The 25,101-nt window shown below is 70.1% G+C and carries 32 protein-coding genes and 2 pseudogenes; 12 read left to right on the forward strand and 22 right to left on the reverse strand.

Annotation, left to right across the window (positions count from 1 at the left end):
* The first annotated feature begins 5 nt into the window (after positions 1-5).
* Positions 6-557, forward strand: a complete 552-nt coding sequence (locus IE107_RS19120) for a LysR substrate-binding domain-containing protein (RefSeq protein ID WP_373302463.1) — start codon at positions 6-8, stop codon at positions 555-557.
* Here IE107_RS19120 and sigJ read toward each other — a convergent pair.
* Positions 493-1,413 carry an RNA polymerase sigma factor SigJ gene (gene sigJ / locus IE107_RS19125; RefSeq protein ID WP_189545020.1) on the reverse strand — a complete coding sequence of 307 codons (921 nt, stop codon included), beginning with the start codon at positions 1,411-1,413 and terminating at the stop codon, positions 493-495. The genes IE107_RS19120 and sigJ overlap by 65 nt on opposite strands.
* Positions 1,414-1,514: 101 nt before the next feature.
* On the opposite strand from sigJ, the gene IE107_RS19130 reads away from it, so the two are divergent.
* Positions 1,515-1,889 carry a hypothetical protein gene (locus tag IE107_RS19130; RefSeq protein WP_189545021.1) on the forward strand — a complete coding sequence of 125 codons (375 nt, stop codon included), beginning with the start codon at positions 1,515-1,517 and terminating at the stop codon, positions 1,887-1,889.
* Between the two features lie 18 nt (positions 1,890-1,907).
* Here IE107_RS19130 and IE107_RS19135 read toward each other — a convergent pair whose 3' ends face one another.
* Genes IE107_RS19135 through IE107_RS19145 form a run of 3 tightly spaced genes read right to left on the reverse strand, consistent with a single transcriptional unit; the run spans position 1,908 to position 3,466 of the window.
* Positions 1,908-2,054 carry a hypothetical protein gene (locus IE107_RS19135; RefSeq protein WP_189545022.1) on the reverse strand — a complete coding sequence of 49 codons (147 nt, stop codon included), beginning with the start codon at positions 2,052-2,054 and terminating at the stop codon, positions 1,908-1,910.
* A gap of 4 nt (positions 2,055-2,058) precedes the next feature.
* Positions 2,059-2,763: a Fic family protein gene (locus tag IE107_RS19140; RefSeq protein WP_189545023.1), complete on the reverse strand. Its 705-nt coding sequence runs from the start codon at positions 2,761-2,763 to the stop codon at positions 2,059-2,061.
* A complete protein-coding gene (locus tag IE107_RS19145) occupies positions 2,750-3,466 on the reverse strand; it encodes a hypothetical protein (RefSeq protein ID WP_189545024.1) in 717 nt (238 codons plus the stop codon). Before IE107_RS19145 ends, IE107_RS19140 begins: the two co-directional genes overlap by 14 nt.
* Positions 3,467-4,235: 769 nt before the next feature.
* Here IE107_RS19145 and IE107_RS19150 point away from each other — a divergent pair.
* Positions 4,236-4,670, forward strand: a complete 435-nt coding sequence (locus IE107_RS19150; RefSeq protein WP_189545080.1) for a cupin domain-containing protein — start codon at positions 4,236-4,238, stop codon at positions 4,668-4,670.
* Between the two features lie 151 nt (positions 4,671-4,821).
* Here IE107_RS19150 and IE107_RS19155 read toward each other — a convergent pair whose 3' ends face one another.
* From IE107_RS19155 to IE107_RS19175, 5 genes are all read right to left on the reverse strand, one after another.
* Positions 4,822-5,421, reverse strand: a complete 600-nt coding sequence (locus IE107_RS19155) for a DinB family protein (RefSeq protein ID WP_189545025.1) — start codon at positions 5,419-5,421, stop codon at positions 4,822-4,824.
* A 268-nt stretch (positions 5,422-5,689) separates the two neighbouring features.
* On the reverse strand, positions 5,690-6,481 hold the full coding sequence (locus IE107_RS19160; protein WP_189545026.1) for an ABC transporter permease: 792 nt from the start codon (positions 6,479-6,481) through the stop codon (positions 5,690-5,692).
* Positions 6,478-7,476, reverse strand: coding sequence for an ATP-binding cassette domain-containing protein (locus IE107_RS19165; protein ID WP_189545027.1), 999 nt, complete (start codon positions 7,474-7,476; stop codon positions 6,478-6,480). The genes IE107_RS19160 and IE107_RS19165 overlap by 4 nt, the downstream gene beginning before the upstream one ends.
* Positions 7,477-7,557: 81 nt before the next feature.
* Positions 7,558-8,403 carry a DUF4097 family beta strand repeat-containing protein gene (locus tag IE107_RS19170; protein ID WP_189545028.1) on the reverse strand — a complete coding sequence of 282 codons (846 nt, stop codon included), beginning with the start codon at positions 8,401-8,403 and terminating at the stop codon, positions 7,558-7,560.
* An 82-nt stretch (positions 8,404-8,485) separates the two neighbouring features.
* On the reverse strand, positions 8,486-9,001 hold the full coding sequence (locus IE107_RS19175; protein ID WP_189545029.1) for a hypothetical protein: 516 nt from the start codon (positions 8,999-9,001) through the stop codon (positions 8,486-8,488).
* Positions 9,002-9,500: 499 nt separating this feature from the next.
* Between IE107_RS19175 and IE107_RS19180 the strand changes: the two are divergent.
* Positions 9,501-10,165 (forward strand): annotated as a pseudogene (locus tag IE107_RS19180) (SDR family NAD(P)-dependent oxidoreductase).
* Positions 10,166-10,224: 59 nt separating this feature from the next.
* Here IE107_RS19180 and IE107_RS19185 read toward each other — a convergent pair.
* From IE107_RS19185 to IE107_RS35055, 6 genes are all read right to left on the reverse strand, one after another.
* Positions 10,225-11,601, reverse strand: coding sequence for a HAMP domain-containing sensor histidine kinase (locus IE107_RS19185; RefSeq protein WP_189545030.1), 1,377 nt, complete (start codon positions 11,599-11,601; stop codon positions 10,225-10,227).
* Between the two features lie 3 nt (positions 11,602-11,604).
* Positions 11,605-12,225, reverse strand: coding sequence for a winged helix-turn-helix domain-containing protein (locus IE107_RS19190; RefSeq protein WP_189545081.1), 621 nt, complete (start codon positions 12,223-12,225; stop codon positions 11,605-11,607).
* A 380-nt stretch (positions 12,226-12,605) separates the two neighbouring features.
* Positions 12,606-13,055: a hypothetical protein gene (locus IE107_RS19195; RefSeq protein ID WP_189545031.1), complete on the reverse strand. Its 450-nt coding sequence runs from the start codon at positions 13,053-13,055 to the stop codon at positions 12,606-12,608.
* Complete coding sequence (locus IE107_RS19200) at positions 13,025-13,480, reverse strand: hypothetical protein (protein ID WP_189545032.1); 456 nt, start codon at positions 13,478-13,480, stop codon at positions 13,025-13,027. Before IE107_RS19200 ends, IE107_RS19195 begins: the two co-directional genes overlap by 31 nt.
* A complete protein-coding gene (locus tag IE107_RS19205) occupies positions 13,480-14,223 on the reverse strand; it encodes an AMP-binding protein (RefSeq protein ID WP_189545033.1) in 744 nt (247 codons plus the stop codon). The genes IE107_RS19200 and IE107_RS19205 overlap by 1 nt, the downstream gene beginning before the upstream one ends.
* Before the next feature lie 34 nt (positions 14,224-14,257).
* Positions 14,258-14,539 carry a TetR/AcrR family transcriptional regulator C-terminal domain-containing protein gene (locus tag IE107_RS35055; protein WP_229867083.1) on the reverse strand — a complete coding sequence of 94 codons (282 nt, stop codon included), beginning with the start codon at positions 14,537-14,539 and terminating at the stop codon, positions 14,258-14,260.
* A 597-nt stretch (positions 14,540-15,136) separates the two neighbouring features.
* On the opposite strand from IE107_RS35055, the gene IE107_RS19215 reads away from it, so the two are divergent.
* A complete protein-coding gene (locus tag IE107_RS19215; RefSeq protein ID WP_189545034.1) occupies positions 15,137-15,499 on the forward strand; it encodes a hypothetical protein in 363 nt (120 codons plus the stop codon).
* A 20-nt stretch (positions 15,500-15,519) separates the two neighbouring features.
* Here the strand turns inward: IE107_RS19215 and IE107_RS19220 are convergent, their stop codons facing one another.
* Positions 15,520-16,011, reverse strand: coding sequence for a MarR family winged helix-turn-helix transcriptional regulator (locus IE107_RS19220; protein WP_189545035.1), 492 nt, complete (start codon positions 16,009-16,011; stop codon positions 15,520-15,522).
* A gap of 100 nt (positions 16,012-16,111) precedes the next feature.
* Between IE107_RS19220 and IE107_RS19225 the strand changes: the two genes are divergently transcribed.
* Complete coding sequence (locus IE107_RS19225; RefSeq protein WP_189545036.1) at positions 16,112-16,846, forward strand: dienelactone hydrolase family protein; 735 nt, start codon at positions 16,112-16,114, stop codon at positions 16,844-16,846.
* 102 nt (positions 16,847-16,948) lie between these two features.
* Here IE107_RS19225 and IE107_RS19230 read toward each other — a convergent pair.
* The 3 genes and pseudogenes from IE107_RS19230 to IE107_RS19240 all read right to left on the reverse strand — a co-directional run.
* A pseudogene (locus IE107_RS19230) lies at positions 16,949-17,249 on the reverse strand (HD domain-containing protein); the annotation flags it as partial.
* A 129-nt stretch (positions 17,250-17,378) separates the two neighbouring features.
* On the reverse strand, positions 17,379-18,314 hold the full coding sequence (hemC, locus tag IE107_RS19235; protein WP_189545037.1) for a hydroxymethylbilane synthase: 936 nt from the start codon (positions 18,312-18,314) through the stop codon (positions 17,379-17,381).
* Positions 18,315-18,447: 133 nt separating this feature from the next.
* Positions 18,448-18,801, reverse strand: coding sequence for a DoxX family protein (locus IE107_RS19240; protein WP_189545038.1), 354 nt, complete (start codon positions 18,799-18,801; stop codon positions 18,448-18,450).
* Between the two features lie 91 nt (positions 18,802-18,892).
* On the opposite strand from IE107_RS19240, the gene IE107_RS19245 reads away from it, so the two are divergent.
* On the forward strand, positions 18,893-19,210 hold the full coding sequence (locus tag IE107_RS19245) for a helix-turn-helix domain-containing protein (protein ID WP_189545039.1): 318 nt from the start codon (positions 18,893-18,895) through the stop codon (positions 19,208-19,210).
* Positions 19,211-19,441: 231 nt separating this feature from the next.
* On the opposite strand, the gene IE107_RS19250 is transcribed toward IE107_RS19245, so the two are convergent.
* Positions 19,442-20,068, reverse strand: coding sequence for a VOC family protein (locus IE107_RS19250; RefSeq protein WP_189545040.1), 627 nt, complete (start codon positions 20,066-20,068; stop codon positions 19,442-19,444).
* Positions 20,069-20,154: 86 nt separating this feature from the next.
* Positions 20,155-20,565 carry a VOC family protein gene (locus tag IE107_RS19255; RefSeq protein WP_189545041.1) on the reverse strand — a complete coding sequence of 137 codons (411 nt, stop codon included), beginning with the start codon at positions 20,563-20,565 and terminating at the stop codon, positions 20,155-20,157.
* A 345-nt stretch (positions 20,566-20,910) separates the two neighbouring features.
* On the opposite strand from IE107_RS19255, the gene IE107_RS19260 reads away from it, so the two are divergent.
* From IE107_RS19260 to IE107_RS19280, 5 genes are all read left to right on the forward strand, one after another.
* Complete coding sequence (locus IE107_RS19260; protein ID WP_189545042.1) at positions 20,911-21,384, forward strand: carboxymuconolactone decarboxylase family protein; 474 nt, start codon at positions 20,911-20,913, stop codon at positions 21,382-21,384.
* A gap of 104 nt (positions 21,385-21,488) precedes the next feature.
* Entirely contained in the window at positions 21,489-22,412 is a 924-nt protein-coding gene (locus IE107_RS19265) for an RNA polymerase sigma-70 factor (RefSeq protein ID WP_189545043.1), read from the forward strand.
* 107 nt (positions 22,413-22,519) lie between these two features.
* The gene (locus tag IE107_RS19270) at positions 22,520-23,305 is read left to right on the forward strand and encodes a DeoR/GlpR family DNA-binding transcription regulator (protein WP_189545044.1); all 786 of its coding nucleotides are present in this window, start codon (positions 22,520-22,522) and stop codon (positions 23,303-23,305) included.
* 62 nt (positions 23,306-23,367) lie between these two features.
* Positions 23,368-23,745 carry a DUF4406 domain-containing protein gene (locus IE107_RS19275; protein ID WP_229867084.1) on the forward strand — a complete coding sequence of 126 codons (378 nt, stop codon included), beginning with the start codon at positions 23,368-23,370 and terminating at the stop codon, positions 23,743-23,745.
* Positions 23,742-24,404, forward strand: coding sequence for an NUDIX domain-containing protein (locus tag IE107_RS19280; protein WP_189545045.1), 663 nt, complete (start codon positions 23,742-23,744; stop codon positions 24,402-24,404). The genes IE107_RS19275 and IE107_RS19280 overlap by 4 nt, the downstream gene beginning before the upstream one ends.
* Positions 24,405-24,450: 46 nt before the next feature.
* On the opposite strand, the gene IE107_RS19285 is transcribed toward IE107_RS19280, so the two are convergent.
* Positions 24,451-25,065, reverse strand: coding sequence for a TetR/AcrR family transcriptional regulator (locus tag IE107_RS19285; protein WP_189545046.1), 615 nt, complete (start codon positions 25,063-25,065; stop codon positions 24,451-24,453).
* Positions 25,066-25,101: the final 36 nt, after the last annotated feature.

Below are 25,101 nucleotides of genomic sequence, written 5' to 3' on the forward strand. Positions count from 1 at the left end.
GAGTGTTGAGGAAAACTGTTGATCGATGTGCAGCGGCTCCGCGTCCTGCGGGCAGTGGCGGTCCAGGCCCCGGCTCCGGCCTGGACTGGATCCCGCTCCTGGAGGACCCCCTGCACGTCGTCCTGCCGCAAGAGCATCGGCTCGCCGACCGCGACGCGCTCGACCTCGCCGAACTGGCAACAGAGCCCTGGGTACTCGGCTGTCTGAAGACCGAGGCATACCTGCGGCGCTACGCCGAGCGCGCCGGCTTCGACCCGGAAGTGCGCGGCACCACCACCGACTACTTCTTCGCCCGCTCCCTCGTCGTAGCCGGCATGGGAATCTCCCTGATCCCTTCCATCGCCCTCGATCCGGAGATCCCTGGCCTGCGCACCGTCCCGATCAGGCCACCGGGGCCGATCCGGCACATCGGTGTCGCCGCGATCAGCCGGAAGAACCGGCCCCACGCCACGACACTCGTCCAGGCCCTTCGCGAGCAGGCGGCGCGGCCGGTCATCGTCCGGCAGACGCCCACGACCGCAGCTTCTCCGGGTTGCGGACCGCCCAGATCCGGGTGACGCACCCGTCGGAGACGTCGAAGGAGGCCACGGTCATGACCACGCCGCCGCGCCGGGCCACCAGGCCAGGCACACCGTTGACCGACCGCTCCAGGAGTTCGAGCCCCGGAGCCTTGTCGGCGATGGCGACCATGTACTGGGCGATGCGCACGCCGCCCTCGACCGGGCGCAGGGCGGCACCGGCCATGCCTCCGCCGTCGGCGGTCATCACGGCGGCCGGGTCGAGCAGACCGACGAGGGCCTCGATGTCCTTGCGCTCCCACGCCGCCTTGACGCGCCGCACCACATCGGTCCGGCCGGTCGCCGTCATCGGAGCACGCGCGACGCCCACCCGCCGCCGGGCGGAGGCCGCCAACTGCTTGCAGGCCGTGGGGGTCCGGCCGAGCACCCCGGCGATTTCGGCGAACGGGTACCGGAACACGTCGTGCAGGACGAACGCCACCCGCTCCGCGGGCGTCATCGACTCCAGGACGACGAGGAAGGCCATGGCCACCGACTCGTCCAGCACGATCTGGTCGGCGGGGTCCGCGGGGCCGGTGGGGTCGGCGCCGCCCGCGCGGTCCCACTCGCCGCGGTCGGGCAGCGGCTCGGGCAGCCACGCGCCGACATAGCGCTCACGGCGGGCCCGCGCCGAGCCGAGCAGGTCCAGGCAGATGCGGCCGGTCACCGTCGTCAGCCAGGCCCCTGGCGACAGGATCTCCTCCTGCCGGCTGCGTGGCAGCCCGTACCAGCGTGCGTAGGCATCCTGTACGGCGTCCTCGGCCTCGGCCACCGATCCGAGCAACCGGTAGGCAACATTGATCAGTTGGCGTCGCTCGCCGGCTATCCCGTTCGTGCTGGTCCCGACATCCCCCACGCTTCCGGCCACCCCCTCGCCTTACCTTTCGCAGGCCCGTTTCGTCGGACCGGTGAGACCTTATCGATCCACTGCCCGCGGGCGGAAAAGGGGACTGTGACATGGCCACTCAGGTGACGGCGACGGCGCGTGCACGGCGCGGCTCCTCGTTCCTCCGGATCGCGATCGCCCTGCAGACCCTGACCATCTTCCTTCAGGCGGTCTCCGCCGGACTGCTGCTGACCGCGTCCTACGGAGAGACACTGCACAGTGTCGGAGCCCGGGTGATGTACGCGGCGTCGATGCTGTACGTGCTCGCGGCGGTGCTGGCGTGGAAGCCGGGCGGCGGCTCGCCCCGGCCGGTCCGGTACGCGTCGGGATTCCTCGTACTCGCCTCGGTCCAGGTCGTGCTCGGCATCGCGCACGTACCGTCGGTCCATCTCCCCCTGGGCGTCCTGATGTTCGGTCTGAGCGTGCTGGCGCTGTCCCGGCGCTGAAGTCCGCTACGGGAATGGTCATGGCTTCTCCAGGCGTGGCAGCGGCTCCATGGCCGACTCGGCCGTCAGCTCCGGGGGCGGCCTCGCGTCCGGTGCGGCTCCCCGCTCGTCCGGTTCGAGCGGTTCGAGTGCGGCGAGCTGCGAGCCGAGCAGGGCCTCCGGCATGCGTTCACCGGTCACCGTCACGGATCTGTTCGACGACGGAGGACGGCCGCACGGGCCCGCGGTCCGCCGCCACCGGGCGCCGGCCTCCAGCCTCAGGTCGACCGTATCGGCGGCGGTTGAGTACGCCGATGAGAGTGGCCAGGTCGGCCGCGCCCGCCGGGTCGTCCGCATAGCGGATGGTCTGGAGAGGGCCGACCTCCGGAAGGACGATGTCCTCGCGGGCCAGGACGTGGACCAAGGTCAGCAGGGCCGCGCGGGCATTGCCATCGGTGAAGGGGTGGAAGAACGCCACGTCGAGGTACACGCGGGCCGCACGGGCCGCCGGCGGGACCTCCGGGTCGGTCGCCTCGCGCAGGCAGGCGGCGAAGTCGGCCTGGGTGTGCGGGGTCAGGCCGTAGCGCTCACGGCCGGCCTTGGCGTAGGCGTCGTTCGCGCGGAACGGCACCTCCGTTCGGCCGAGGACCTCGCGCTGCCATGTGGCCAGCAGGGCGAAGTCCAGCGGGGCGCGGCGTACGGCATCGGCGCGGGCCAGGGTGTGGGCGGCGAGCAGACGCTTCGCCCGGACGGGGTCTCGTCGGCGGACCGGCCCGTCGCACCAGGCCCGGAACCCGTCGCTCGTAGGCGGAACCCGGCGCAGGACGGGTGCTTGGTGCCAGTCGATGTCACGGCGGACGCACAGCCAGATCGAAAGGCTGTCAGTAGCGGTCATGGAGATCCTCCAGGGCCGCCCGCTCGCTGTGATCCTGGTAGGGGGCATGGCCGGTGAGGCCGACGGCGAGGTCCTCACCGATGGATTCGATCAGCGACCGTCCAGGGGTGACCCAGCTCTTGAACCGGCCGCCGATCGCGCTTTCCACCGCCTGCTCCGCCTCGGCCCGGCCCATGCCGGTGGTAGTGAGGAACCAGTGCAGGACCCGCGCGGCCTGCCTGTGCCAGCCGCCCTCCGCGCCCGAGTCCAGCGAGTGGGTCACGAGCCGGACGCAGGCCCGCTCCAGATGCCAGCTGCGATCCTTGGGAGAGGCTTCCGGTGGCGGCGCCAGCTCCGCGAACCGCTGAGCCGTCCGCTCCAACCACTCGCGCCACTCCAACAACGCGGCCACGACGCGGGCCGCGGTCTCGTCAGGGGTTGTCACCGAGCTTGTCGCGGTGACCCAGCTGCCGACGGGCCCGCCGTAGCGGTAGCACCAGTTCCATCCCTGAGCCCAGTTCCCGTAGCGCCCCCGGATGATCGCGTCTATCTGGTGTTCGCACCAGTACTCGCACTCCCACCGGCCCGCCATGCCGGAAAGCACGGGTGGCACCCATTCACGGACCAGCGCGCGAAGACGGGCTTCCTCGTCCTCGTCCCAGCTGAACGGGTGGCGGGCCGGATCGAGATCCTCCCAGTTCTGCAGGCCTGTGGAGGGCGGCACGAGGTTTTCGGGGAAGGGCAGGGTGTCTCGGTTGTACGTCAGTGCCGGCCCGCGCTTTCTGTCCGGTGTGGTCGGCCCACCAGTCTCGGCTCGTGGACCCCGGGGTGGCGAACGATTTCCACGGAGCCGGTGGCATCGGCCTCGACCATACCGTCCGGGGTAACACTCGGACACAGTGTGTTCGGGCCATGCCATTCCGGGCCGGTGCGGCGCGGCGTCGTGCGACACCGCCTGCCCTCCCGCGGACTTGACGTCTGTGCACGGCGCAGATGCGCACCATGGAAGACGCACTGCGCGATCTCATCGACAACGCCCTGTGCCGCACCGCTTGAGCCTGCGCCACACGGAAGAACTGCTCGGTGAGCGGCGGGATTTGTCGGATGCCGCGTTCTGGATGCCGGGCAGCGGCGGTGAGGCCGGGAGAGTCGTCGACGAGACGTATCGGCAGTGGTACGGATTGCCCGGCGCCGGAGCCGGAACGGGCGACGACCGAGGAGCCGCGGGCGCCTGGCTGTCCGGCTGTCAGGGGTCGCGGGAGAACCCTTCTGGAGCGGCCGACACCCGTGGAGGCCGACGGACGCGGCGGCGTGATGTCCACCGGGACGGCCACCCCTCGACCTTCATGACGATTGCGGCATCGAGCGAAGGTATTCATCGGGTCATGTGGGTATTCAACCCGGACAAGATCGCCGCGTTCCTCAACTCACGTACCCGGTACGAGACCGCGCTCGGCGGCGGCCCACGTACCGTTTCTCCCGAAAGGACCGTCATGCGCAACCTGTCACGGCTGGGAGCGATCGGTGCCGTGCTCCTCGCCCTCTCCTTCCCTGCCGGCGCTGCCCGAGCGACCCCGGGCGGTCCCGGCGTCACCGCCAAGACCATCGCCCGGACCACCGTCGGCGACCGGGACTACATCCTGCGCGAGATCACCGTTCCGCCCGGCCAGGGAACGGGGTGGCACTACCACGATGGCACGCTGTACGGCCATGTCAGGCAGGGAACCCTCAGCCATTTCGATGCCACTTGTGCCTCGGACGGTGTGTACCCCGCAGGAAGCTCGCTCCGGGAACCGTCGGGCGCCGACCACGTACACATCGGTCAGAACCGCGGCAGCACCGACATCGTTCTGGAGGTCCTCTACGTTCTGCCGCACGGTGCCCCCTTCTCCCAGGACGCCCCCAATCCGGGCTGCGACTTCGAGTAGAGCCGCCGGCCGCCACGGTTTCGAGCGGGCGGGAAGCACCATGCCGAAGAAGCGGGCATCGGTCGTTGTGTACGGGAACGGCGGCATGGTCACGGTCTCCGAACCGGCTCCGCCGCCGACGCCGACGGCAGCAGGAAAGGAACAGCCGGGATCAGCCGTTGTCGGCTTCTCGTGCTGCGTGTTCCAGTCGGCGTCGGTGCTCCTCCCACGCTGCCCGATCCGCTGGTGGCATGCTGTCGTTGCCCTCCTGGTGTCCCACGGATCCGTCGATGAGCTCGCGCACGATGTCCGCGTGACCGGCGTGCCGCTGGGTATCGGAGATCACGCGCACCAGGATGTGGTGCAGTGTCACCTCTCGCCGTTCCTCCGGCCACCACGGGACGTGGCCGATCGCGTCGAGCTCCAGCTTCGCGATCGTGCTGTTGGAGTGCTCCCATGCCTGGTGGTACAGACCGACGATGTCTTCGCGCGACTCGTCAGCAGTGGCCCACATGTCCGCGTTGGGTTCTGCGTCCTGCGTGTACCACCAGGACGGTGGCTCCGCGTCGAAGAACGGTCGCCCGAACGTGTCGCCGAAGTACCCCAATTCCACGCCTGCGACGTGCTTGAGCAGTCCCAGCAGGTTGGTGCCCGTGGGGGTCAGCGGGCGACGGATGTCGTATTCGGAGAGCCCGTCGAGCTTCCATACCAGGGCGTCACGCCCGTCCTGCAGGTATCGGAGAAGGTCCGCTTTCGGATTCGGTTCGATCATGCCGGGCAGTCTGGCATCCGGCACTGACAATCGGCCTCGACGAAACAGAACACCGAGGTCCGTCAACGGTCACCGAACACCACGGAGATCGGCCGCCGTTGATCCCCGGCTGGTCGGGGCCCGCAGGAGAGCCCTCGTTGGTCATGGTTCCCACGGGGGACGCGTTCGAGACGGCTTTCGACGCGCTCTGAACGGAGAGGGGCGGAAACGCGGACGGGGCGGCGTACCCCGACCTGATGTCGGAGTACGCCGCCCTCGTGCGTCTCGGTTACTTCGGGTCGCGGTTGTAGACCGCCTTCGACCAGTAGTAGCCGAGCGCGGAGAGAGCCACGCACCAGGCGAGCGCGATCCATCCGTTGTTGCCGATCTCGGTGCCGAGCAGCAGGCCGCGGAGGGTTTCGATGGCGGGCGTGAACGGCTGGTACTCGGCGATCGGCTGGAACCAGCCCGGCATCGCGTCGACCGGGACGAAGGTGCTGGAGATGAGCGGGAGGAAGATCAGCGGCATCGCGTTGTTGCTGGCCGCCTCGGCGTTCGGGCTGACCATGCCCATCCCGACGGCGATCCAGGTGAGGGCCAGGGCGAACAACGTGAGCAGCCCGAACGCCGCCAGCCATTCCAGGGCGGTGGCGTCCGTGGAGCGGAAGCCGATGGCCACGCCGACCGCGCCCACGAGGACCACGCTGGCGATCGACTGCAGCACACTGCCGACGACGCGCCCGGTGATCACGGAGCTGCGGTGGATCGCCATTGTCCGGAATCGCGCGATGATGCCCTCGGACATGTCGTTGGAGACGGACACCGCGGTGCCGATCGTGGTGCTGCCGATGGTCATCAGCAGGAGGCCCGGGACGATGTAGGCGATGTATTCGGAGCGGTCCGCGCCACCGCCGCCGATGCCCGCGCTCATCACGTCGCCGAAGATGTAGACGAAGAGCAGCAGCAGCATGATCGGCGTGAGCAGCAGGTTCAGGGTGAGGGACGGATAGCGCCGCGCGTGCAGAAGGTTGCGGCGCAGCATCGTCGACGAGTCGCGTACGGCGAGGGAGAGGGAACTCATCGGACATCCTCCTTGGTCTGGCTCGGCATGCCGGAGCCGGTCAGGGCGAAGAACACGTCGTCGAGGTCGGGGGTGTGCACGGTCAGTTCGTCCGCCTCGATGCCGGCCGAGTCCAGCCAGTCGAGGACGGAGCGCAGTTCGCGCTGGCTGCCGTCGCTGGGGATCTGGAGTGAGAGGGCCTCGTCGTCCCGGGTGGCCTCGCGCAGTGCGAGGGCGGCGGACCGGTACGCGGTCGGGTCGGAGAAGCGGAGCCGGACGTGGCCGCCGGGGATGAGTCGTTTCAGCTCTTCGGCGGTGCCCTCGGCTGCGATCCTGCCGTTGTTGAGAACGGCGATGCGGTCGGCGAGTTCGTCGGCTTCCTCCAGGTACTGGGTGGTGAGGAAGACGGTGACGCCGCTGGTGACGAGCTCGCGGATGATGCCCCACATGTTGTGGCGGCTGCGCGGGTCGAGGCCGGTGGTGGGCTCGTCGAGGAAGATGATGCGCGGGTTGCCGACCAGGGTCATGGCGATGTCGAGGCGGCGTTTCATGCCGCCGGAGTAGGTGGAGGCGGGCTTCTTCGCGGCTTCGGTGAGGTCGAAGCGTTCCAGCAGCTCGGCGGTGACCTGCCGTCCCTCGTGCTTGGAGAGGTGCTGCAGGTCCGCCATGAGGAGCATGTTCTCCTCGCCGGTGATCAGGCCGTCGACGGCGGAGAACTGACCGGTGACACCGATCGCGGCCCGTACCGCCTGCGGGTCGGTGGCCAGGTCGTGGCCGCCGACGTGCAGATCGCCGGCGTCGGCGGTGATCAGGGTGGAGAGGATCTTCACGGCGGTGGTCTTGCCGGCGCCGTTCGGCCCGAGCAGCGCGAACACGGACCCGGCCGGGATGTGCAGATCGATGCCGTCGAGCACGGTCTTGTCGCCGTACGACTTGCGCAGACCGACAACGGAGACGGCGGCCGGCGGCTGCTGACCGACATCCTTCCTGGGCGTGGGCATGACAGATGAAGGCATGAGGGCCTCCCTTTCGAAGGCTGAAGTCACTGGGCTGGAGAGCGAGAACGAACTGGTGCGCAGAGCCGGGCGGGCCGGTGTTCAGGGACGGGCGCGGCGTACGTCGATGTTGCCGTGGCGGGTCCGTGCACGGACCTCGACGGTCTCCTCCGTCTTCTCCGGGGCCTCGGAGGAGGCGAGTGTGTTGCGTACCTGCCCGTGGCCGGAGTTGACATCGAGCCAGGCGGCGGTGCCCTCGCGGATACCCACCTCGATGGCACCGTAGGAGGTCTCCAACTGGACGCTGCCACGGGCGACTTCGGCGACTCGCAGGGTGCCGTGGGCGGTGGTGGCGACCACCGAGCCTCCGGCGCGCGTGATGTCGATGTCGCCGTTGGCACCGCTCACCCGAAGGTCGCCGGTCACGGTGCCGACGGTCGTGGTGCCGTGCGAGTTCTTCAGTACGGCGGGGCCGTCGACCGTGCCGACGCGCAGACTGCCGGAGCTGGTGGTGATCTCGGCCGTGCCCTCGACCCGGTCGACGGTGATCGAGCCGTGGGAGGCGGTCAGCTGGAGCGGCCCGGTCGTGTCGAGGCGGACGTCACCGGACGAGGTCTTCACACGGACCTCGCCGAGCCGGCCCTCGCCGAGCACCTGGGCCCAGGCACCGCTCACGTCGATGCGCGAACCTGCGGGCAGTTCGACCGTCACGTCGACGGTACCGGTGCGCCCGAAGAGATTGCGCTGCTTGGGTGTCCTGACGGTCAGGACGCCGTTCGCGTACGTGACCTCGGTCTGGTCGGCCGACCGCACGTCCTGGTCCCGCTTCGGGTCGCGGGGCCGCACCTCGACGAGCGTGTCGTGGCGGTCGCCCGCGCTGAACTGGATGGATCCGGCGTCCACGTGAGCGGTGGCCGAAATCGGCTCAGGGGTGTCGAAAGAAGGCATGGCTGTACCGTCCTCATGAGTCCTTGAGGCGTCCCCGCTGGTGGGACGTGGTGTGGGTGAAGTGCGGCGGGCGCGGGCGCGGCTAGCGCACCCAGCCCGTGAATCCTTGTCCGATGGTGCGGGTCCGCTCGGTCGTACGCGGAGCGGGCCCGCCGTCGACCGCGGCCGACACGGCCCGGACCAGCCAGGCGTTGACCGACAGACCCTCACGGCTCGCGGCCTCCTCGGCGCGCGTCTTGAGGTGGGCCGGCAGACGCAGATTGACGCGGGCGGTGCCACCCTCGTCCCCCTCGGCGGGGGCCTGCGCCTTGAGCGGTTCGACGGGTGCGGCCGGCTCCGCGGGGCCGTCACCGGCGGGCGGCAGCGTCACCACGAAGTCGGGGTCGAGCCCGCGCAGCCGTACGTCGACGGAACCAGGAGCGAGTTCGCGTGTGATCTCGTCCATCGCGGCGGAGAGCACATTGAGCATCGTCAGGCGGGTCGCCGACTCCAGCGGAGCGGTGAGTCGCTCGGCCAGCTCGCGAGCATTTTCCCCGCCGGCTTCGGCGGCCACCGCGAGTTCGCGGCGGAGGGTGTCGACATACGGGGTGAGGTCCATGGCGTCATCATGGCACCAATATGGCGCCATCCGCAAGCCTGAACGACACCCCCTGCGAAGCGAACACCCGCAAAGCTGCCTTGACCTGCGAAAATACTAACCGAGGCGATTTGAGCCACTGTGGCACCACACGCTTTCGCGTACCTCCCGTGGCACTGAATGGCGCCACATGGCACCACGAGGTGCCACGTGGTGCCACGTGATGGTGCGTGATGGCGCGGCCCAGCCACTCAGGAACTCAGAGCTCGCACCCTTGTGCGCTGCCTCACCGGCTGCCGTGCGGCGGACCGTACCGATGCTGTGCCGTTGTCGTGCACGACCGACACCGGTCCCCGTGCCTGTCCGGGTGGCCTCTCAGTTGAGCATCGACCATGCAGCAGAAAGTGTCGCTGCTGGTACGCCCCTTGCCCGTGACTCGCCCTGCTCATGACTCGCTGCCCACGCGAAAAGTGGGTTCCCTGGATGGCGAGGCATTCCCGGACCCACCGAAGGACTCACTGTGACCACGTTCGTTCTCGTCGGCGCCGGCCCCGGCCTGGGGCTGGCGACCGCCCGCCGCTTCGGAACCGCCGGCCACAGCGTCGCCCTGCTCTCCCGCAGCGCCGACCACTTGGACGCCCTGACGGCCGAGCTGGGCCGTGAGAGTATCCGGGCCCACGGCTTCACCGCCGATGTCCTCGACCCCGGCTCGCTCGCCTCGGCCCTCGGCGAGGCCGCGGCGGCCCTCGGGCCGATCGAGATCCTCCAGTTCAGTCCCGTGCCCCGCGCCGACTTCATGAAGCCGGTCCTCGACACCTGGGCCAGCGACCTCGACGACCCGCTGGCCTTCTCCGTCAAGGGGCCGGTCACCTGCGTGAACGCCGTCCTGCCCGACATGCGGGCGCTCGGACGAGGCACCCTGCTCTTCGTCAACGGCGCAGCGCCGTACGCCCGCACCCCGAGCGGGCCGGCACCTCGATCGCGTTCGCCGCCGAGAGCGCCTACGCACGCATGCTCCACGATGCGCTCGCCCCGGAGAACATCCACGTCACGCAGTTGATCGTCCCCGGGGCGATCAGCCCCGACGCCGAGCACAGCAGCCCCGAGATCCTCGCCGAGCGTCTGTACGCCCTCGACACCGGGCGGACCGGGTTCCGACACTACGCCGAGCCCATGCCCGACTGACCCACTGGACCACGGCGAGGGCCCCGCCCGCCCGCCGTCGGCATCGACGGCAACTGCGGCTACGGCTCTCCGGTCGGCAGCAGGACAACCATCCGGGTGCCGGGACGACTGTCCTCGATGTGCGTACTGACGTGGTGGGCCGTCACGATGTCGCGGACGATGGCGAGGCCGAGTCCGCTGCCGCCGGTGTCCCGGGTGCGGGCGTCGTCCAGGCGGGTGAACCGGCCGAAGACGCGCTCGCGGTCCGCCTCGGGGATGCCGGGGCCGTCGTCGGCGACGACCAGGCAGGCGGTGTCGTGCAGCGCACGGAGGCTGATGTCGATGCGGGTCGCGGCATGGCGCAGCGCGTTGTCGAGGAGGTTGCGTACGACGCGGGCGAGGGCGTCCTCGTCGCCGGTCAGCCGTGCCGCGCCGACGGCGTGCTGATCGATGACGAGTCGGGTGCGGCTGCGGGCCTCGCGTACCTCGGCGAAGACGATCTCGTCCAGGTCCACGGGCCGGGTCCGCAGTCGGGGCCGGGCGTCGAGCCGGGCGAGTTGAACGAGGTCGTCGACGAGGTGGTTGAGCCGTTCGGTCTCCCGGAGGAGGTCGGGGACGAGTGTCTTCCAGCGGGTGGATTCCGGGTGGTGGTGGGCGACTTCGAGGCGGGTGTGCAGGGTGCTGAGAGGGCTGCGCAGTTCGTGGGCGGCGTCCGCGACGAATCTGCGCTGCCGCCGGGCCGCGGCGTCCAGGCGGCCGAGCAGGTCGTTGAAGGTCGTGGCCAGCCGGCCGAGCGCGTCGTTGGCGGGTGGTACGTCGAGCCGGCGGCTCAGGTCGGTCCCGGTGATCTCGGCCGTCTGGGCGCGCATGGCGTCCACGGGCCGCAGCGCGCGTCCGGTGAGCAGCCACACGATTCCGGTGAGCAGGGCGACGACTGCGGGTACGCCGGTGGCCAGGCCCGCGGTGAGTTCTGACAAGCCGTGATCGATGCTCTCGGTGGGCAGGGCGACGTACACCGTCACGGGGTTGTCGGCCGTGCCCGCGGGTACCCCGACGGCGCGCCAGGTTGCGTCTTCGTGCTCGGGACTGCCCTGGACGGTGTGGGCGCGCGGGATCCCGGACCGGTCGGCCGGGAAGGTGAACACCCGTGGCAGGCCAAGCAGGTTGGCCGAGCCGGCGAGTACGTGCCCCTTGCGGTCGACGACCTGCACGGCGGCGTCCGCGTGGGAGGTGGCCGGTACTTCCACGCTGATCCGGTTGTTGTCCTCGTCCGCGGCCACGACTTGGGCGCGTTGCAGTGCGGTCTGGTCGAGGTCATGGATCAGGCTGGTGTGCAGCCAGACGACGAGCAGCACGGCGGCTCCGGCCAGTCCGGCCGCCATGACCAGGGCTGCGGCGGCGGTCAGTTTCAGCCGCAGCGACCGGCGGGCCCACCAGGTGCGGACGGCGGCGGCCATGGGTCATCTCGCAGTGCTGTGGAGCCGGTAGCCGGCACCGCGGACGGTTTCGATGGTCCGGCGGCCGAACGGGGTGTCGATCTTGCGCCTGAGGTAGCCGACGTACACCTCGACGATGTTGGTGTCGCCGTCGAAGTGTTCGTCCCGGACGTGGGTGAGGATGTCCGTCTTGCTCATCACCTCGCCGGCGTGCCTGAGCAGGTACTCCAGGAGGGCGAACTCCCTTGCTGTCAGGCTGATTTCGATTTCCCCGCGGCGGCAGCGGTGGGCAGCGGGGTCCACGGTGAGGTCGTCGGCGGTGAGGAGGGCGGGCCGGGCGGGTGCGCCCCGGCGCAGCAGGGCTCTCAGGTGGGCGACGAGCACCACGTAGGAGAACGGTTTGCTCAGGTAGTCGTCGGCGCCGAGGTCGAGGGCGTCCGCCTCGTCGTATTCGCCGTCCTTCGCCGTGAGCATCAGCACCGGCGTCCAGATCCTGGCCGCCCTCAGCCGTTTCAGGACTTCGTACCCGGACAGTTCGGGCAGCATGATGTCCAGTACGATCACGTCGTAGGGCTCGTGCAGGGCCCGCCACAGTCCGTCCGCTCCGTCATGCGCGATGTCGGCGACGGCCAGCGTGGCGCCCATGGTGAGCAGCGGGGACACCAGCAGTGGCACGAGCGGTCCGGTCCGGCGGGCGATGCCGGCCAGGGCCAGCAGGTACAGGCAGCCGCTGACGGCCAGTACCGAGGCGGGCATGGTGGTCCGCAGGAACTCGATGGCCAGGCGGCCGAGCACCGCCTTGCGGGAAGGGCAGAACGTCAGCTTCTCGGGGTACGTCCCGCTGTCCTGGCGTACGGGGAGCCGCAGTGCGGGCGAGCCCAGCCAGGTGCTGCCGGCCGGCACACGGTCCGTGGGCGGGACCGTGCCCACCCCGATCAGACAGCCCGGACCGAGCCGTGTTCCGGCGGGAACGAGCGCCGCGTTGCCGACGAAGGAACGGTCACCGACCGCGGTCGGCTCGAAGGTCATCCGGTCGGCCGCGAAGGTGGCGACGCCGATGCCCGCCATGTCGGCGACGAAGCTGCCGTCGCCGAGGGTGAGCAGGTCGGGTCCATGTGCGACACGGTCGACACCTCGGCGTTGCGGCCGATGCGGGCGCCGAGCAGCCTCAGCCACGGGACCGTGTAGAGGGTGGCGTAGAGGGAGTTGGTGAACAACAGGCTGTGTTCCAGCAGTTTGTCCGCGATCCACTTGCGTACGCCGAGCGCCGAGCGCGCCGGGTGGGTTCCCGGAGGTGTCCTCGGCAGGACCGCCCGCTTGCCCGCGGCGACGATCAGGCACACCGTGGTCACGAAGACCGCGCCGGACAGTGCGGCGGCGACCAGTCCGGCGACCGTTCCACCGCTCAGCCAGGCCCACCAGAGCAGGGCGATGCTCGGCAGGGTCATGACGAGTGCGGCGGTCTCCAGCAGCACCAGTGCGAGCCGGGCGGCGACCAGCTGCCGCGGCCGCCAGTGGTCCGTCGCCCCCGGGTCCGCAGCATCGCCTCGACGGATGGTGACAGGGAGGTGACAGGACGTGCGGGCGATCCGGCACGGCGCGCGCCGGCGGGTACCGCCTCGTCCGGGCCCGCCACGGACTGCTCGCCGAGCGCGGAGCCGGGTCCCAGGCGCGCGCCGGGTTCACAGACCGCGCCCGCGCCCACGAAGGCACGCTCGCCGATGGTGATCGGAGCGACCGTGACCCAGCCGTCGGCGACCTGCCAGGACCTCAGTACGGCGCCGTACCCGATCGCGGCGTCGCGGTCGATGCGCAGCAGCGCGGGCAGACCGATCAGGCTGGTGGCGATCGTGACGTCGGGTCCGACGCGGGCGCCGAGCAGCCGCAGGTAGGGCCCCATCAGAGGGGATCCGCTGAGCACCCGCAGGGGACTGAGGGGGAGCACGAGCATGTCAAGGGCCCACAGCCGCAAATAGGTTCCTCCCCACAGCGGGTACCGACCGGGGAGACGACGCGCAGGAAGTTGCAGATGCTCGACCGGGCGATCTCCACGCCCTTGGGCCTGCCGCTGGACCCGGACGTATACATGACGTACGCCAAGGGGTCGTCCCCGTCCCGGTCGTCCGTGCCCCGGTCCTCCGTGGGCGGGCGCGAGGACGGCAGCAGGGCGAACTCCCCGGCGCACGCGTCGACCTCGACCACCGGGCACGCCTTGCGCGGCCCGGCCCGGACGGCGCCTGAGGCGAGCGCGGACGTGGTCAGCATCACGGCGGCGCCCACGTCGCGCAGGATGAAATCGACCCGTTCGGGCGGCGCTGCGGGGTCGATCGGCACGAAGGCCGCCTCCGCCTTGCAGACGCCCAGCAGGCACACGTACATCTCCACGGACCGCGGCACCAGCAGGGCCACCGGCCTGCCCGGTCCGATGCCGATCCGGCGCAGGTGGCGGGCGACTCGATCGGCCCGGGTGTCGAGTTCGGCGTAGGTCAGCCGGTGTACGCCGCATTCGAGGGCGGTGGCCGACGGTGTGCGGTCGCAGGCGGCCTCGAAGAAGTCGTTCAGCCTGTCCGCGCTGCCCGTTCTCCAAGGTTCGGTGCGGTCACCGATCGCTGTGCCGGGCAGCGCGACGGTATGGGAGACCATGAGCTCCCCCTCATCCGGTTCGAAAGGTGCTCGGTCACCTCAAGACTGGGCGACACCGGCTGAGAAGAAGCTGAGCCCACCCGTTCAGATCGGCCTGGGTGTGCCGGGGGCCGCCGTGGAACATCGCCTTGCTCACCGGGATCCACATCAGCAGACCGGAGAAGCGGTCGGCGGCTGGCAGCGGTTCGTCGATCCGGAGCGGTCCGTCCTCGGTTAGGCGCTCGAAGGTGGCCGCCAGAGTGGCCAGGCCCCGCTCGAAGCCCTGCCGGATCAGCCCGCTCGGCAAGGTCAGCGACTCCCCCGCGGGCTGAGGCACGCGAGCTCGCCCGCGGCCGGGGAGGCACCCGGCCGCAGCGTGGGAGGAGGTGAGCCCCTCGCACCCCCGGTGGGCGTCGCGGCGGCCCGAGCCCCGGCACTCGCAGTAGTCGTACGTGGACACGTATCGATGCCGCGCCTGTTCGAAATCCGGGGTCCGACCACGCGCAAGCACCCCGCAACAGGGCACTCGCACCCCGAACCCCTCCCCAGGGCCCGCAACCCCTGCCAGACTGGCCCCGGCCTCACCGCACCCCGTCGGCGGGGCCACCCGGGGAGGTCTCCGATGACGTGCGGAAACTGTGGCGCAGCGGCCACCCAGGGCCCCGACGGGTCCTGGACCTGCAGCAACCAGTGCGGCTGGTCTTCCACCGCACCCGGCCCCGCCATGACCCCTGAGATCACCACCACCAGATGCCGCGGCTGCGACGCCGAGATCCACGGCCTCAACGGCAGGTACGCATGCGGCCTCTGCGGATGGTCCAACCACTGGGACGAAGGGCACCAACCGCTTCCCGCCGCGGGCAACCCCCCCATGGGCACCAACAACCTGCAGTAGAGCGGCAGCAGATTGCCCGCGTCGAAGAGGGCGTACGAGGTGGCCATCAGCCCCGGATGCCTCTCGTACGCGGTGAGTTGGGCGGGAAAGAAGAAGTCCGGAGCGGACCCGCAGCAGGGCCCCGGCCAGCATCAGCAGCGGGCCCAGGACCATGGCGACGCCGCCCACCCAGCGGCCGGGGAACGCCTCCATGCGCTCCACCGGCAGGATGCGGCCGAGGTTCGCCCGAAGGCAGGGGGCGGGGCGGTGAGCGGGGCGGACGCGGCATCGGACGCGGCTGCTGCGGGCGAGGGTTCGGGAGCGGTGGTCCGCGGCTGGAGGGTCGTACCCCTGACCCTGTCCTGGCCGCTCGGTCCGGGCATCGGACCGGGGCCCGGCTTTCGTTGTCAGACCTGGGTATGACACGCGGCGCCGGTCAAGTGTCAGGAGGTCCCGGTGTGATGGTCCAGCAAGCGGCCGAGCAACCGCACGAACTGGTCGCGCTCGGCCTGACTCAGCGGCGCGAGCACTTCGTCGTCGAGGCCGTCCAGGATCTTGTCGAGGAGGCGTAGGTGGCGGCGGCCCCGGGGGGAGATCGTGATGATGTTGCGGCGCCGGTCGGCGGGATCCGGCGCCCGCTCGACGAGATGGCGCTCGGCCAGTTCGTTGAGCACGCCGACGATGTCGCTGCGGTGGATGCCGGAGCGCCTGCTCAACTCCGCCTGGCTGCCCGGCCCGTACTCCTGCAGCGAGGCGAGCACGGCGTAGTGCCACTTGCGGGCGCCGGTCCGGGCCAGCCCCTCGGTGATCAGCCGGTCCGACCGCATGGTCAGCTGCGACAGCAGCCGGCTCGCCCGCCGACGCAGTCTGTCGGGCGTCCTGAGCGCGCTGTCGTCGGGTATGTCCGCGGCTTCGGCCCTGATCACGGCACCCATCCTACCGATTGCGTTAGTGCCACCAACGATGTACGTTCCCTCACGCCGAAAAAGTTAGCGAAGCTAACGTTGACTGAGTGAACTCCAAGGACGGAAGATCTTGCCCACCAAGACAGTGCAGATTCCCACGGCGGACGGCCGGGCCGACGCCTTCGCCGCCTTCCCCGACGGTGGCGGGCAGCACCCGGGGGTGCTGATGTACGCGGACGCCTTCGGCATCCGGCCCGTGCTGCGGGAGATGGCCCGCGAACTGGCCGGGCACGGCTACTACGTACTCGTTCCCAACTTCTTCTACCGGAACGGTCCGACACCGGTGATCGAACTTCCCGAACACATCGGGGAAGAGGTCCGGCCCGCGATCATCGCCCAGCTGATGCCCTTGATCCAGGCGCACACCGCCGAACGCGTCCGGAGCGACGCCGACGCCTACCTCGGTTTCCTCGCCTCCCAGCCCGAGGTCAGTGCCGGACCGGTCGCGGTGACCGGCTACTGCATCGGCGGCCTCCTGGCGGTACGTACCGCCGCGGCCCACCCCGGCCAGGTGGCCGCCGTCGCCGGATTCCACGGCCCCGTGGGCGCCGACGGCCCCGACCTCTTTTCCAAGATCACCGCCCAGGTCCACTTCGGCCACGCCGAGAACGACCTCACGCCCGAGGCCCTCGGTGAGCTCAACCAGGCCCTGGACGCCGCAGGTCTCGACTACACCTCCGAGATCTATCCCGGCACCGTCCACGGCTTCACCATGTCCGACACCGACGCCTTCAACCCCGCCGGGATGCAGCGCCACTGGGACCGCCTGCTCCCCCTCCTGGACCGCGCCCTGTCCAACAGCTGAGGCCCGTACCATGAATGGGAAGCGCCGCTGATTCGTGGAGCGGTTCCTCGCCCACCACCCGGCACCGGCTCCGGCCGGCCAGGGGCGGTTGGTGCGTCAGGATTACTTCCCGCCCTCGCCCAGGGCGGTGCGAAGCCAGTCGGTGCTCCCCTGCGACAGCAGTTCATCGGCCAGCCGTTCCCGCGGTTTCGGTGACGAGTCGCCCGCGGCTGTTGTCGATCCACCGCTGAGCATTTTCGTAACCCTGCGCCTTGTACTCGATGCCCTGGAGCAGGCACTCCAGCTTGTCCGCGGCACGGGCGCAGATCGCTTCCTGCGACTCCTTGGCCTCGTACTCCGCGACCAGGTCACGGACCGCCGAGGCCAGAACCTCGGGCATGCCTGCCGTCTGATCGGCGGTGACTGCCCGCTGCCCGGTCCGACGCAGCCGACGCCGTATCCGCGCAAGCAGCGGTACTGACGCCCGCCCGAGGCCGTCGGCGGCAGACGTCCGGCTGGGTGAGGCACCAGGGGCCTCGGGCGGGAGTCGCGGTCAGTGCGCGATGCCGTCGATCAGCTCGCGCGCTCCTTGGCGCAGCAGGCTGACGGCGACGGAGGTGCCGAGGGTGGCGGGGTCGAGGGGACCGGCCCATTCGTGGGCGTTGAGGACGGTCTTGCCGTCGGGGGTGAAGACCTTGGCCCGTAGCGACAGTTCGCCGTTGCCCTCGACCCGGGCATATCCGGCGATGGGGCTGTTGCAGTGGCCTTGGAGGACGTGGAGGAACATCCGCTCGGCGGTGGTCTCGCGGTACGTGGCGGGGTGGCCGAGTGGGCTGACGGCGTCGATCAGGGCGGTGTCGCCTTCGCGGCACTGCAGGGCGAGGACCCCGGCTCCGATCGGCGGGCACATCACCTCGATCGGCAGGACCTCGGTGATCACGTCGGTGCGGCCGATGCGTTCGAGCCCGGAGACGGCCAGGAGCAGGGCGTCGGCCTCGCCTGCGGCGAGCTTCTCCAGGCGGCGGTTGGCGTTGCCCCGCATCGGTACGCACTCCAGGTGCGGGTGAATCGCGGCCAGTTGGGCAATGCGCCGTACGGAAGAGGTGCCGATTCGGGTGCCGGCCGGGAGCTGGGCGAGCCGCAGGCCGTCCGGGTGGATGAGGGCGTCGCGGATGTCGTCGCGTTCGAGGAAGGCGGCGAAGGTGGTCCCGGCGGGCAGGGGTCGGTCGGCGGGGATGTCCTTGACGCAGTGCACCGCGAGGTCGGCTTCCCCGGCGAGCAGTGCCTGGTCGACCTCCTTGGTGAACGCGCCCTTTCCCTCGACCTGGGCGAGGTCGCCCATCCATTTGTCACCTGTCGTTCTGACCGGGACGACTTCGGTGGCGGTGGTGGGGTGGAGTGCGGCCAGCTCGGCACGGACGCGCTCCACCTGGGCGAGGGCCATGGGCGAGTCGCGGGAGACGATGCGGATCAGCTCAGGGGCGGACATACCGCTCACGATAGACCGTCAGGTACGGGTTCCGGCGAGCACCCCGGACGCCCATGTTGCCTGATCGATAGGCAAGTTGTCTTGATCAGACAGGTGCGCGAGGGAGGCTCGGCCCGGATACGCGTTACGTGTGTCAGGCAACGGTGATGGCGAGAACGAGAGATGCGACGGCCAGGCCCAGATAGGCGCCGGGAAATACGATGTTGTGGTGGACACGGGCACGGATGTGTGCGGCGATCGCACCGATGAAGAACAGGACGAGTCCCGTCGCGGCAGCCACGCCGATGACCGTGAAACCCATGAGCCCGAGCAGGAGGCCGGCCGCTCCAGCAGCCTTTAGCGCGGCGAGCCACGGGAGCCAGGTCCGCGGGAGGCCCACCTCGGTCGAGTTGGCGACGACGAACCCGGCCCGTGAGAAGTCCGCTGCGGCGATCCCGGCGTTGGCCAGGATCGTGATGCCGGTGATGATTGCGTAAGCGGTGAACATGTGCCGTTCCTTCTGCTGTGTCGCGCGTCAGACTTTGTGGCAGGGCTCGTTTCTTGCGGGTCCTGCTGATCTCGAAGGAGTCTGATCGTTCATGGTGAGGCCACCGGTGTTGCCGCCGGAGGAGAAGGTCCGGATCGTGCTGTCGATCCTGGCCGGTGAGATGACCGTCGCGGAGGCTGCGCGGCGGGCGAAGGTGTCCGAGCAGTCGGTCGGGAACTGGAAGCGCCAGTTCCTGGAGTCCGGCCGGGCCGGTCTGGCGGCGGGGAAGTCCGGCCCGAGCAGCCGGGAACAGCAGCTCGAAGCGCAGGTGGCCGATCTGACGCAGGCGCTGGGTGAGGCCGCGGTCGAGCTGCGGGTGTGGAAGAAGTCCGCGGAGGGCCGGCTGGGCCCTTCGAGGACCTCGAGGTGATCCGCGTCGACGCGGGCATGCCGACCGCGAGGTTCTGCCGGCTGATCGGCGTGCCCGAGCGGACCTGGCGCCGTCACCAGGCGCGTGCCCGTCAGGGCGTGCGGGCCCGGGGTCCGTGGCCGCCTCCGGCCCGGGAACGGGTCCGCGACGCGAAAATGCTGCGGAGTGTTCCTTCCGTCATTTCGTGCGGGATCCTTCCGCGGCTCGACGGCGGCGGTCAGCAGTGGCACGTCAGGGCGTGGGGGCCGGCGCAGCAGCCTCCCATGCGAATCCGTCCGGGTCGGTGAAGGGCTCGGCGGTGCCGCCGATCACGAGCCTGTGCGAGCCGGTGCCATCGGGAGAGACGCCGACGTCCTTGGCCAGGGCGCGGCGCTTGTACAGCGCCAGCTTGACGGGGCTCGTCCCGGCAGCGAATTCGACATACTTGCTGCCGAAGCTCTTCCCCACGGCCAGGCCCTGAGCGACGTAGAACCGCTTGCTCGCGGCCACGTCCGCGACTCCCAGCAGGAGCACGATCTCGTCGATCTCCCGGGTGGCGGGGCCGGTGTCCTTCTTCGCCGAGGTCGCGATCTTCCAGATCGCCCCGTCCGGGGCCTGTACGACGCCGCCGTAGCCCCAGAGGGACTTCGCGGCGGGCTTCAGCGAGGTGGCGCCCGCGTCGAGCGCCGCGTCGACGAGGCCGTTGACGGTGGCCGGCTGGGACACCGTGAGCGCGAGCGTGAACCCGCGGAAGCCGGTTGTGGGTGCCTCCGAGGCCCGCAGGCGCACCTGGGTGTCCAGGCCGAAGGCGGTGGTGTAGAAGCGGCGGGCGGCCGTGGGGTCGGCCACTTCCAGGGTGACGGTTTCGATGGATGCCATGTCCGTCACGCTAGTTGCGGCTCGACGACCGGTGCTTCTTGATTCCTGATCGGTCTTGCCCCGCCCCGGTCGCCCGATTCGAACGCTCAGCGCAGTTCCTGGAGGCGGACCAGGTTGCCCGCGGGGTCGCGGAAGGCGCAGTCGCGGATGCCGTACGGCTGCTCGGTCGGTTCCTGGACGACCTCGGCGCCGCCGGCCCGCAGCTGGTCGAAGGTGCCGTCGAGGTCCCGGGTGGCCAGCAGGATCCAGCCGTAGGTGCCCTTGGCCATCATCTCGGCGATGGTCCGACGCTCGTCCTCGGTGACCCCGGGGTCGGCTGCCGGCGGTGCCAGGAGGATGGACGTGCTGGGCTGGCCGACGGGGCCGACCGTGATCCAGCGCATCCTGCCCTGCCCGACATCACTGCGGACCTCGAAGCCGAGGACGTCGCGGTAGAAGACCAGGGACTCTTCCGGGTCGACGTGCGGGAGAAAGCTCGTGTGAATGGTGATGTCCATAACGATCAGGCTAAGGGCTGCCCCGCAATCCCTGGTGGATCAGCGTGCGGCGTCGGATGCGGTGCATCGCAGGGCCTGCTCATCGCCCTCTACGCACTGCACCGCACCCGCCTCTGGCGGAAACTGCGCGACGACGACAGTCTCGACGTCCAGTAGAAGTCGAGGCTGAGGTTGAGGGGCCGGGCGCCGTACGCCGATGGGCGCTGTGGAGCGGTGCTGTGGTGCCACCAGTTGTCGAGCACGGCGTGCTTGGCATGATCCAGGTCACACAGCCCTCCGTGTCACAGGAGGCCGGGCTGTCTCGTCCCAGGGGTGTAGTCACTGACAACGACGGAGGAGCACACCATGGACGCGCGACTGAACTACTTCGCCAGCCCGACCGCCGGCAAGGCCCTCAAGCACCTCATGTCGGCGGGGAAGGCGATCAAGGATTCGCCGCTGCCGGCCGCGACGCAGGAGCTGGTGGCGTTGCGGGTGAGCCAGATCAACGGCTGTGCGGTCTGCATCGACATGCACACCAAGGACGCCACCGCCGCCGGCGAGACCTCGGTGCGGCTGCATCTGGTGGCGGCGTGGCGGGAGGCCACCGTGTTCACCGAGGCCGAGCGGGCCGCGCTGGAGCTGGCGGAGCAGGGGACCCGGATCGCGGACGGGGCCGGCGGGATCACCGAAGAGGTGTGGGCCGCTGCCGCCAAGCACTACGACGAGGAGCAGCTCACCGCCCTGGTGGTGCTGGTCTCCTTCATGAACACGGCGAACCGGCTGAACGTCATTGCCCAGCAGCCGGCCGGTACCTACGAGCCCGGTCAGTTCCACTGAGCGGCATCCGTCACTGGGCCGGGCTCGGGGCACTGCTCGGCCCGCCAAACCCGGCCGGTCGCAGGAAGCAGCCTGCCTCGGTGTGTAAAGGGAGTTGAGTCGGTGTGAGCAAGGTCGAGGAATTCGAGGAGCTGCGGCCGCTGCTGTTCTCGATCGCCTACCGGATTCTGGGCAGTGTGAGCGAGGCCGAGGACGCGGTGCAGGAGACATGGCTGCGCTTCGACGGTTCGACGACCCGTCCCACGTCGACCAAGGCCTTTCTGTCGACCGCGGTGACACGGATCTCGATCGATGTGCTGCGCTCCGCGCGGGTCCGGCGGGAGGAGTACGTCGGGCCGTGGTTTCCCGAGCCGCTGCTGAGCGATCCGTACCAGGATCCGGCGCGGTCGGTGGAACTGGCCGACTCGGTGTCGATGGCGGCGCTGTTGCTGCTGGAGCGGCTCAGCCCGCTGGAGCGTGCGGTCTTCCTGCTGCGGGAGGTGTTCGCGTTCGGGTTCGACGAGGTCGCCTCGGCGGTGGGGCGTTCCGAGGCGGCGTGCCGGCAGTTGCTGGTACGGGCGCGGCAGCACATGGAGGCCGGGCGGCCGCGGTTCGCGGCGGACTCCCAGGAGCGGCGGGAGTTGGCGACGCGGTTCTTCGACGCGCTCAAAAGCGGCGATGTGGGCGGGTTGCGGAATCTGCTGGCCGCCGACGTGCAACTCGTCGGGGACGGCGGCGGCAAGGCCCCTCAGCTGGCCAAGGCCGTCGTGGGCGCGGAGAACGTGGCCCGGGTGCTGGGCACGGCCTTCCCCTGGCTGTTCCGGATCGATGCGACGTGCGAGCCGCACGAGGTCAACGGCCAGCCCGGCGCGGTCTTCCGCGACCGGGACGGCAAGATCCTGCACACCATGGTCCTTGAGGTGCTCGACGGAAGGGTCCAGACCGTCCGCGGGGTGATCAATCCCGACAAGCTCGGCCACCTCGGGCCGGTCGCCGATGCCTGGGCCGTCGACCGCGAGGTGAAACGGGTCCGTCGGCAGATGAGCTGACCTCGACAGCGACAGCGACAACGGCGGGCGCAATCGGTCGGTCTTCCGCGAGCAGCATTCGCACATGCCTATGTTCATTCGAACTCACGCGTGGTAGAAATTGGGGTATGGGTGTCGCCAATCGTTTGGACCTGACCCTGCGATTGGTGCAGGGCTCCGACCGGGTCTCCGTGTCGGAGCTCTCCCATCGTCTGGGTGTCTCCGAGATGACCGTGCGCAGGGACCTCGACGCGCTGGAGCAGCAGGGCCTGGTGCGCAGGGTGCACGGCGGCGCCGTCGCCGCCCGTCCACGTGACGAGGACGCAGGATTCTCCGCGCGGCAGCCGTGGCAGGCGGCCACCAAGGACCGTCTGGGCGCGGCCGTGGCCACGCTGGTGGAGCCGGGATCGCGTGTGCTGCTCGACGCGGGGACCACGACCGTGCACGTCGCCGAGCACCTGGCCGCCCGCGCCCCGCTGACGGTCGCCGTGCTCAGTCTGCAGGCGGCAATGAGCCTGGCCGACAGCCCCGGGATCGAGCTGCTGGTCGTGGGCGGCCGCTCCCGCCCCGCCGAACACTCCCTCGTCGGCCCGCTGGCACTGCGCACCCTGGAGTCCCTGGCCTTCGACTGCTTCGTGATGTCCATCGGCGGTGTGCACGCCGAGCACGGCTGGTCGGAGTTCTCGCTGGACGACGCGGCCGTCAAGCAGGTCGGGCTCACCCGGGCCACCCGCACGATCGCGGTGGCGGACGCGACCAAGCTGGGTGTGCGCGCGTTCAGCCGGGTCGCCCCGCTCGGTGCGGTGCACCGCTTCGTCACCGACAAGGCGGCCGAGGACGCCACCACGCACCCCAGCGGCCCGGAGACCCTGGACGCCCTGCGGGACGCGGGCGTCGACAGCCTTCTCGTCTGATTCCGCCCGAATCCAAGTCCATGCCCCACCGTGCCCCACCATGCCCCAGGAGTGAAACGGTCATGACCAGCGTTCCACGCGCGCAGATGATTCTCGTCGCGGGCCCTTACCGGTCGGGCACCGGCGACGCCCCCCTCGCACTCGAAGCCAACGTACGGGCGATGAACGAAGCCGCCCTCGTCCTGTTCCGCGCCGGGCACCTGCCCGTCACCGGCGAAGCCCTCGCCCTGCCTCTCCTGGAGACGGCGGGCAGCACCGGCCCCGGCGACACGCTCTTCCAGGAGATCTTCCATCCCGTCGCCGAGCGGCTGCTCTCCCGCTGCGACGCGGTTCTGCGGATCGGTGGCCCCTCCGAGGGGGCTGACCGGATGGTCGACCTGGCCCTGGCGCAGGGCAAGGACGTCTACAACGGTCTCGCCGCTGTTCCGGCCGTCCGGTGACCGCCGGCATCGACACCCCCGACCGGCGCGGCCGCACCGGCCTGGACCAGCACGGCCGCGGCCTCACCGGCAACCCGCGTGTGAGGATCCGCGAGGTGGAGTTGCTCTCCAGCGACTGGTACGTACTGCGGAAGACCACCTTCGACTACCAGCACAGTGACGGGCACTGGAGCCGCGAGCAGCGCGAGACCTACGACCGTGGTGACGGGGCGACCATCCTGCTCCACAACACCGACCGGCGCACCGTACTGCTGACCCGTCAGTTCCGCCTCCCCGCCTACGTCAACGGACATCCCGACGGGATGCTGCTCGAAACCGCTGCCGGTCTCCTGGACGGCGACAGTCCGGAGGAGGCGATCCGCCGCGAGGCCGCCGAAGAGACCGGGCACACCGTCGGCACCGTCGAGCACGTCTTCGACGTCTACATGAGTCCCGGATCGGTCACCGAGCGCCTGCACTTCTTCGCCGCCCCCTACGACGCGGCCGACACCCCTGCCGGTACCGGCGGAATCGCCGCCGAGGGCGAAGACATCACCATCGTCGAACTGCCCTTCACCGAGGCTCTCGACCGGATCCGCAACGGCGTGATCGCCGATGCCAAGACCATCATGCTGCTCCAATGGGCCGCCCTCGAAGGGCCGTTCGCACAGCGCGGGTGAGGGTGAGGGCGCGGATGCACCGCGACGGGTACGCCGGCCCCGGAACTCAACGCGGCGCCCCCGACCGCTGCGGCCGCGCGAGCGAAGCAAGGAAGCCGTCGAGCATGGCGATCTGCAGGTCCCCGGGGAACCGGCCGGGGTCGAAGAGGGCCTGGACGACGAGTCCGTGGGTGAACGCGACGGCGGTGGCGGCGAGTTGCTCCGGGTCGGCGGCCGCAGGGAGCTCACCCAAGCCGCGTGCGGCTTCGAGATGCGGGCGGAGCGCCGAGCGCATCCGGGTGTAGCGGTCGGCCTGGTCCGTGGCCAGCCCGTCGTCGGCGAGGGCCAGGTCCCACGAGCTGACCCAGATGCGGTTGCGGGCGGTGTCGTCGGCGGTCAGCGGCAGGATGTCCAGCAGCATGGCCCGTACGGTGGCCAGTCCCTCGGCGGGACGTTCGCGGCGGGGGCGTTCGGCGGTGCGCTTCTCCAGCAGGTCCAGCGCATGGGCGATCAGGGCGCGCTTGGCCGGGAAGTAGTGCATGAGCATCCCGGTCGAGACACCCATCTCGGCAGCGACGGCGCGCAGGGTCAGCCCTCCGAATCCCTTGTCGGCCAGTACGTTCCACACCGCCTCGGACACGTCCTCGCGGCGGGCTTCTCGGTCTCCAGGTGCGGGCGGCATGCTGCTACCTTACGTACCGAACGCTTGTTACGTACC

This window comes from Streptomyces gelaticus (assembly GCF_014649535.1).
Classification (GTDB): Bacteria; Actinomycetota; Actinomycetes; order Streptomycetales; family Streptomycetaceae; genus Streptomyces; species Streptomyces gelaticus.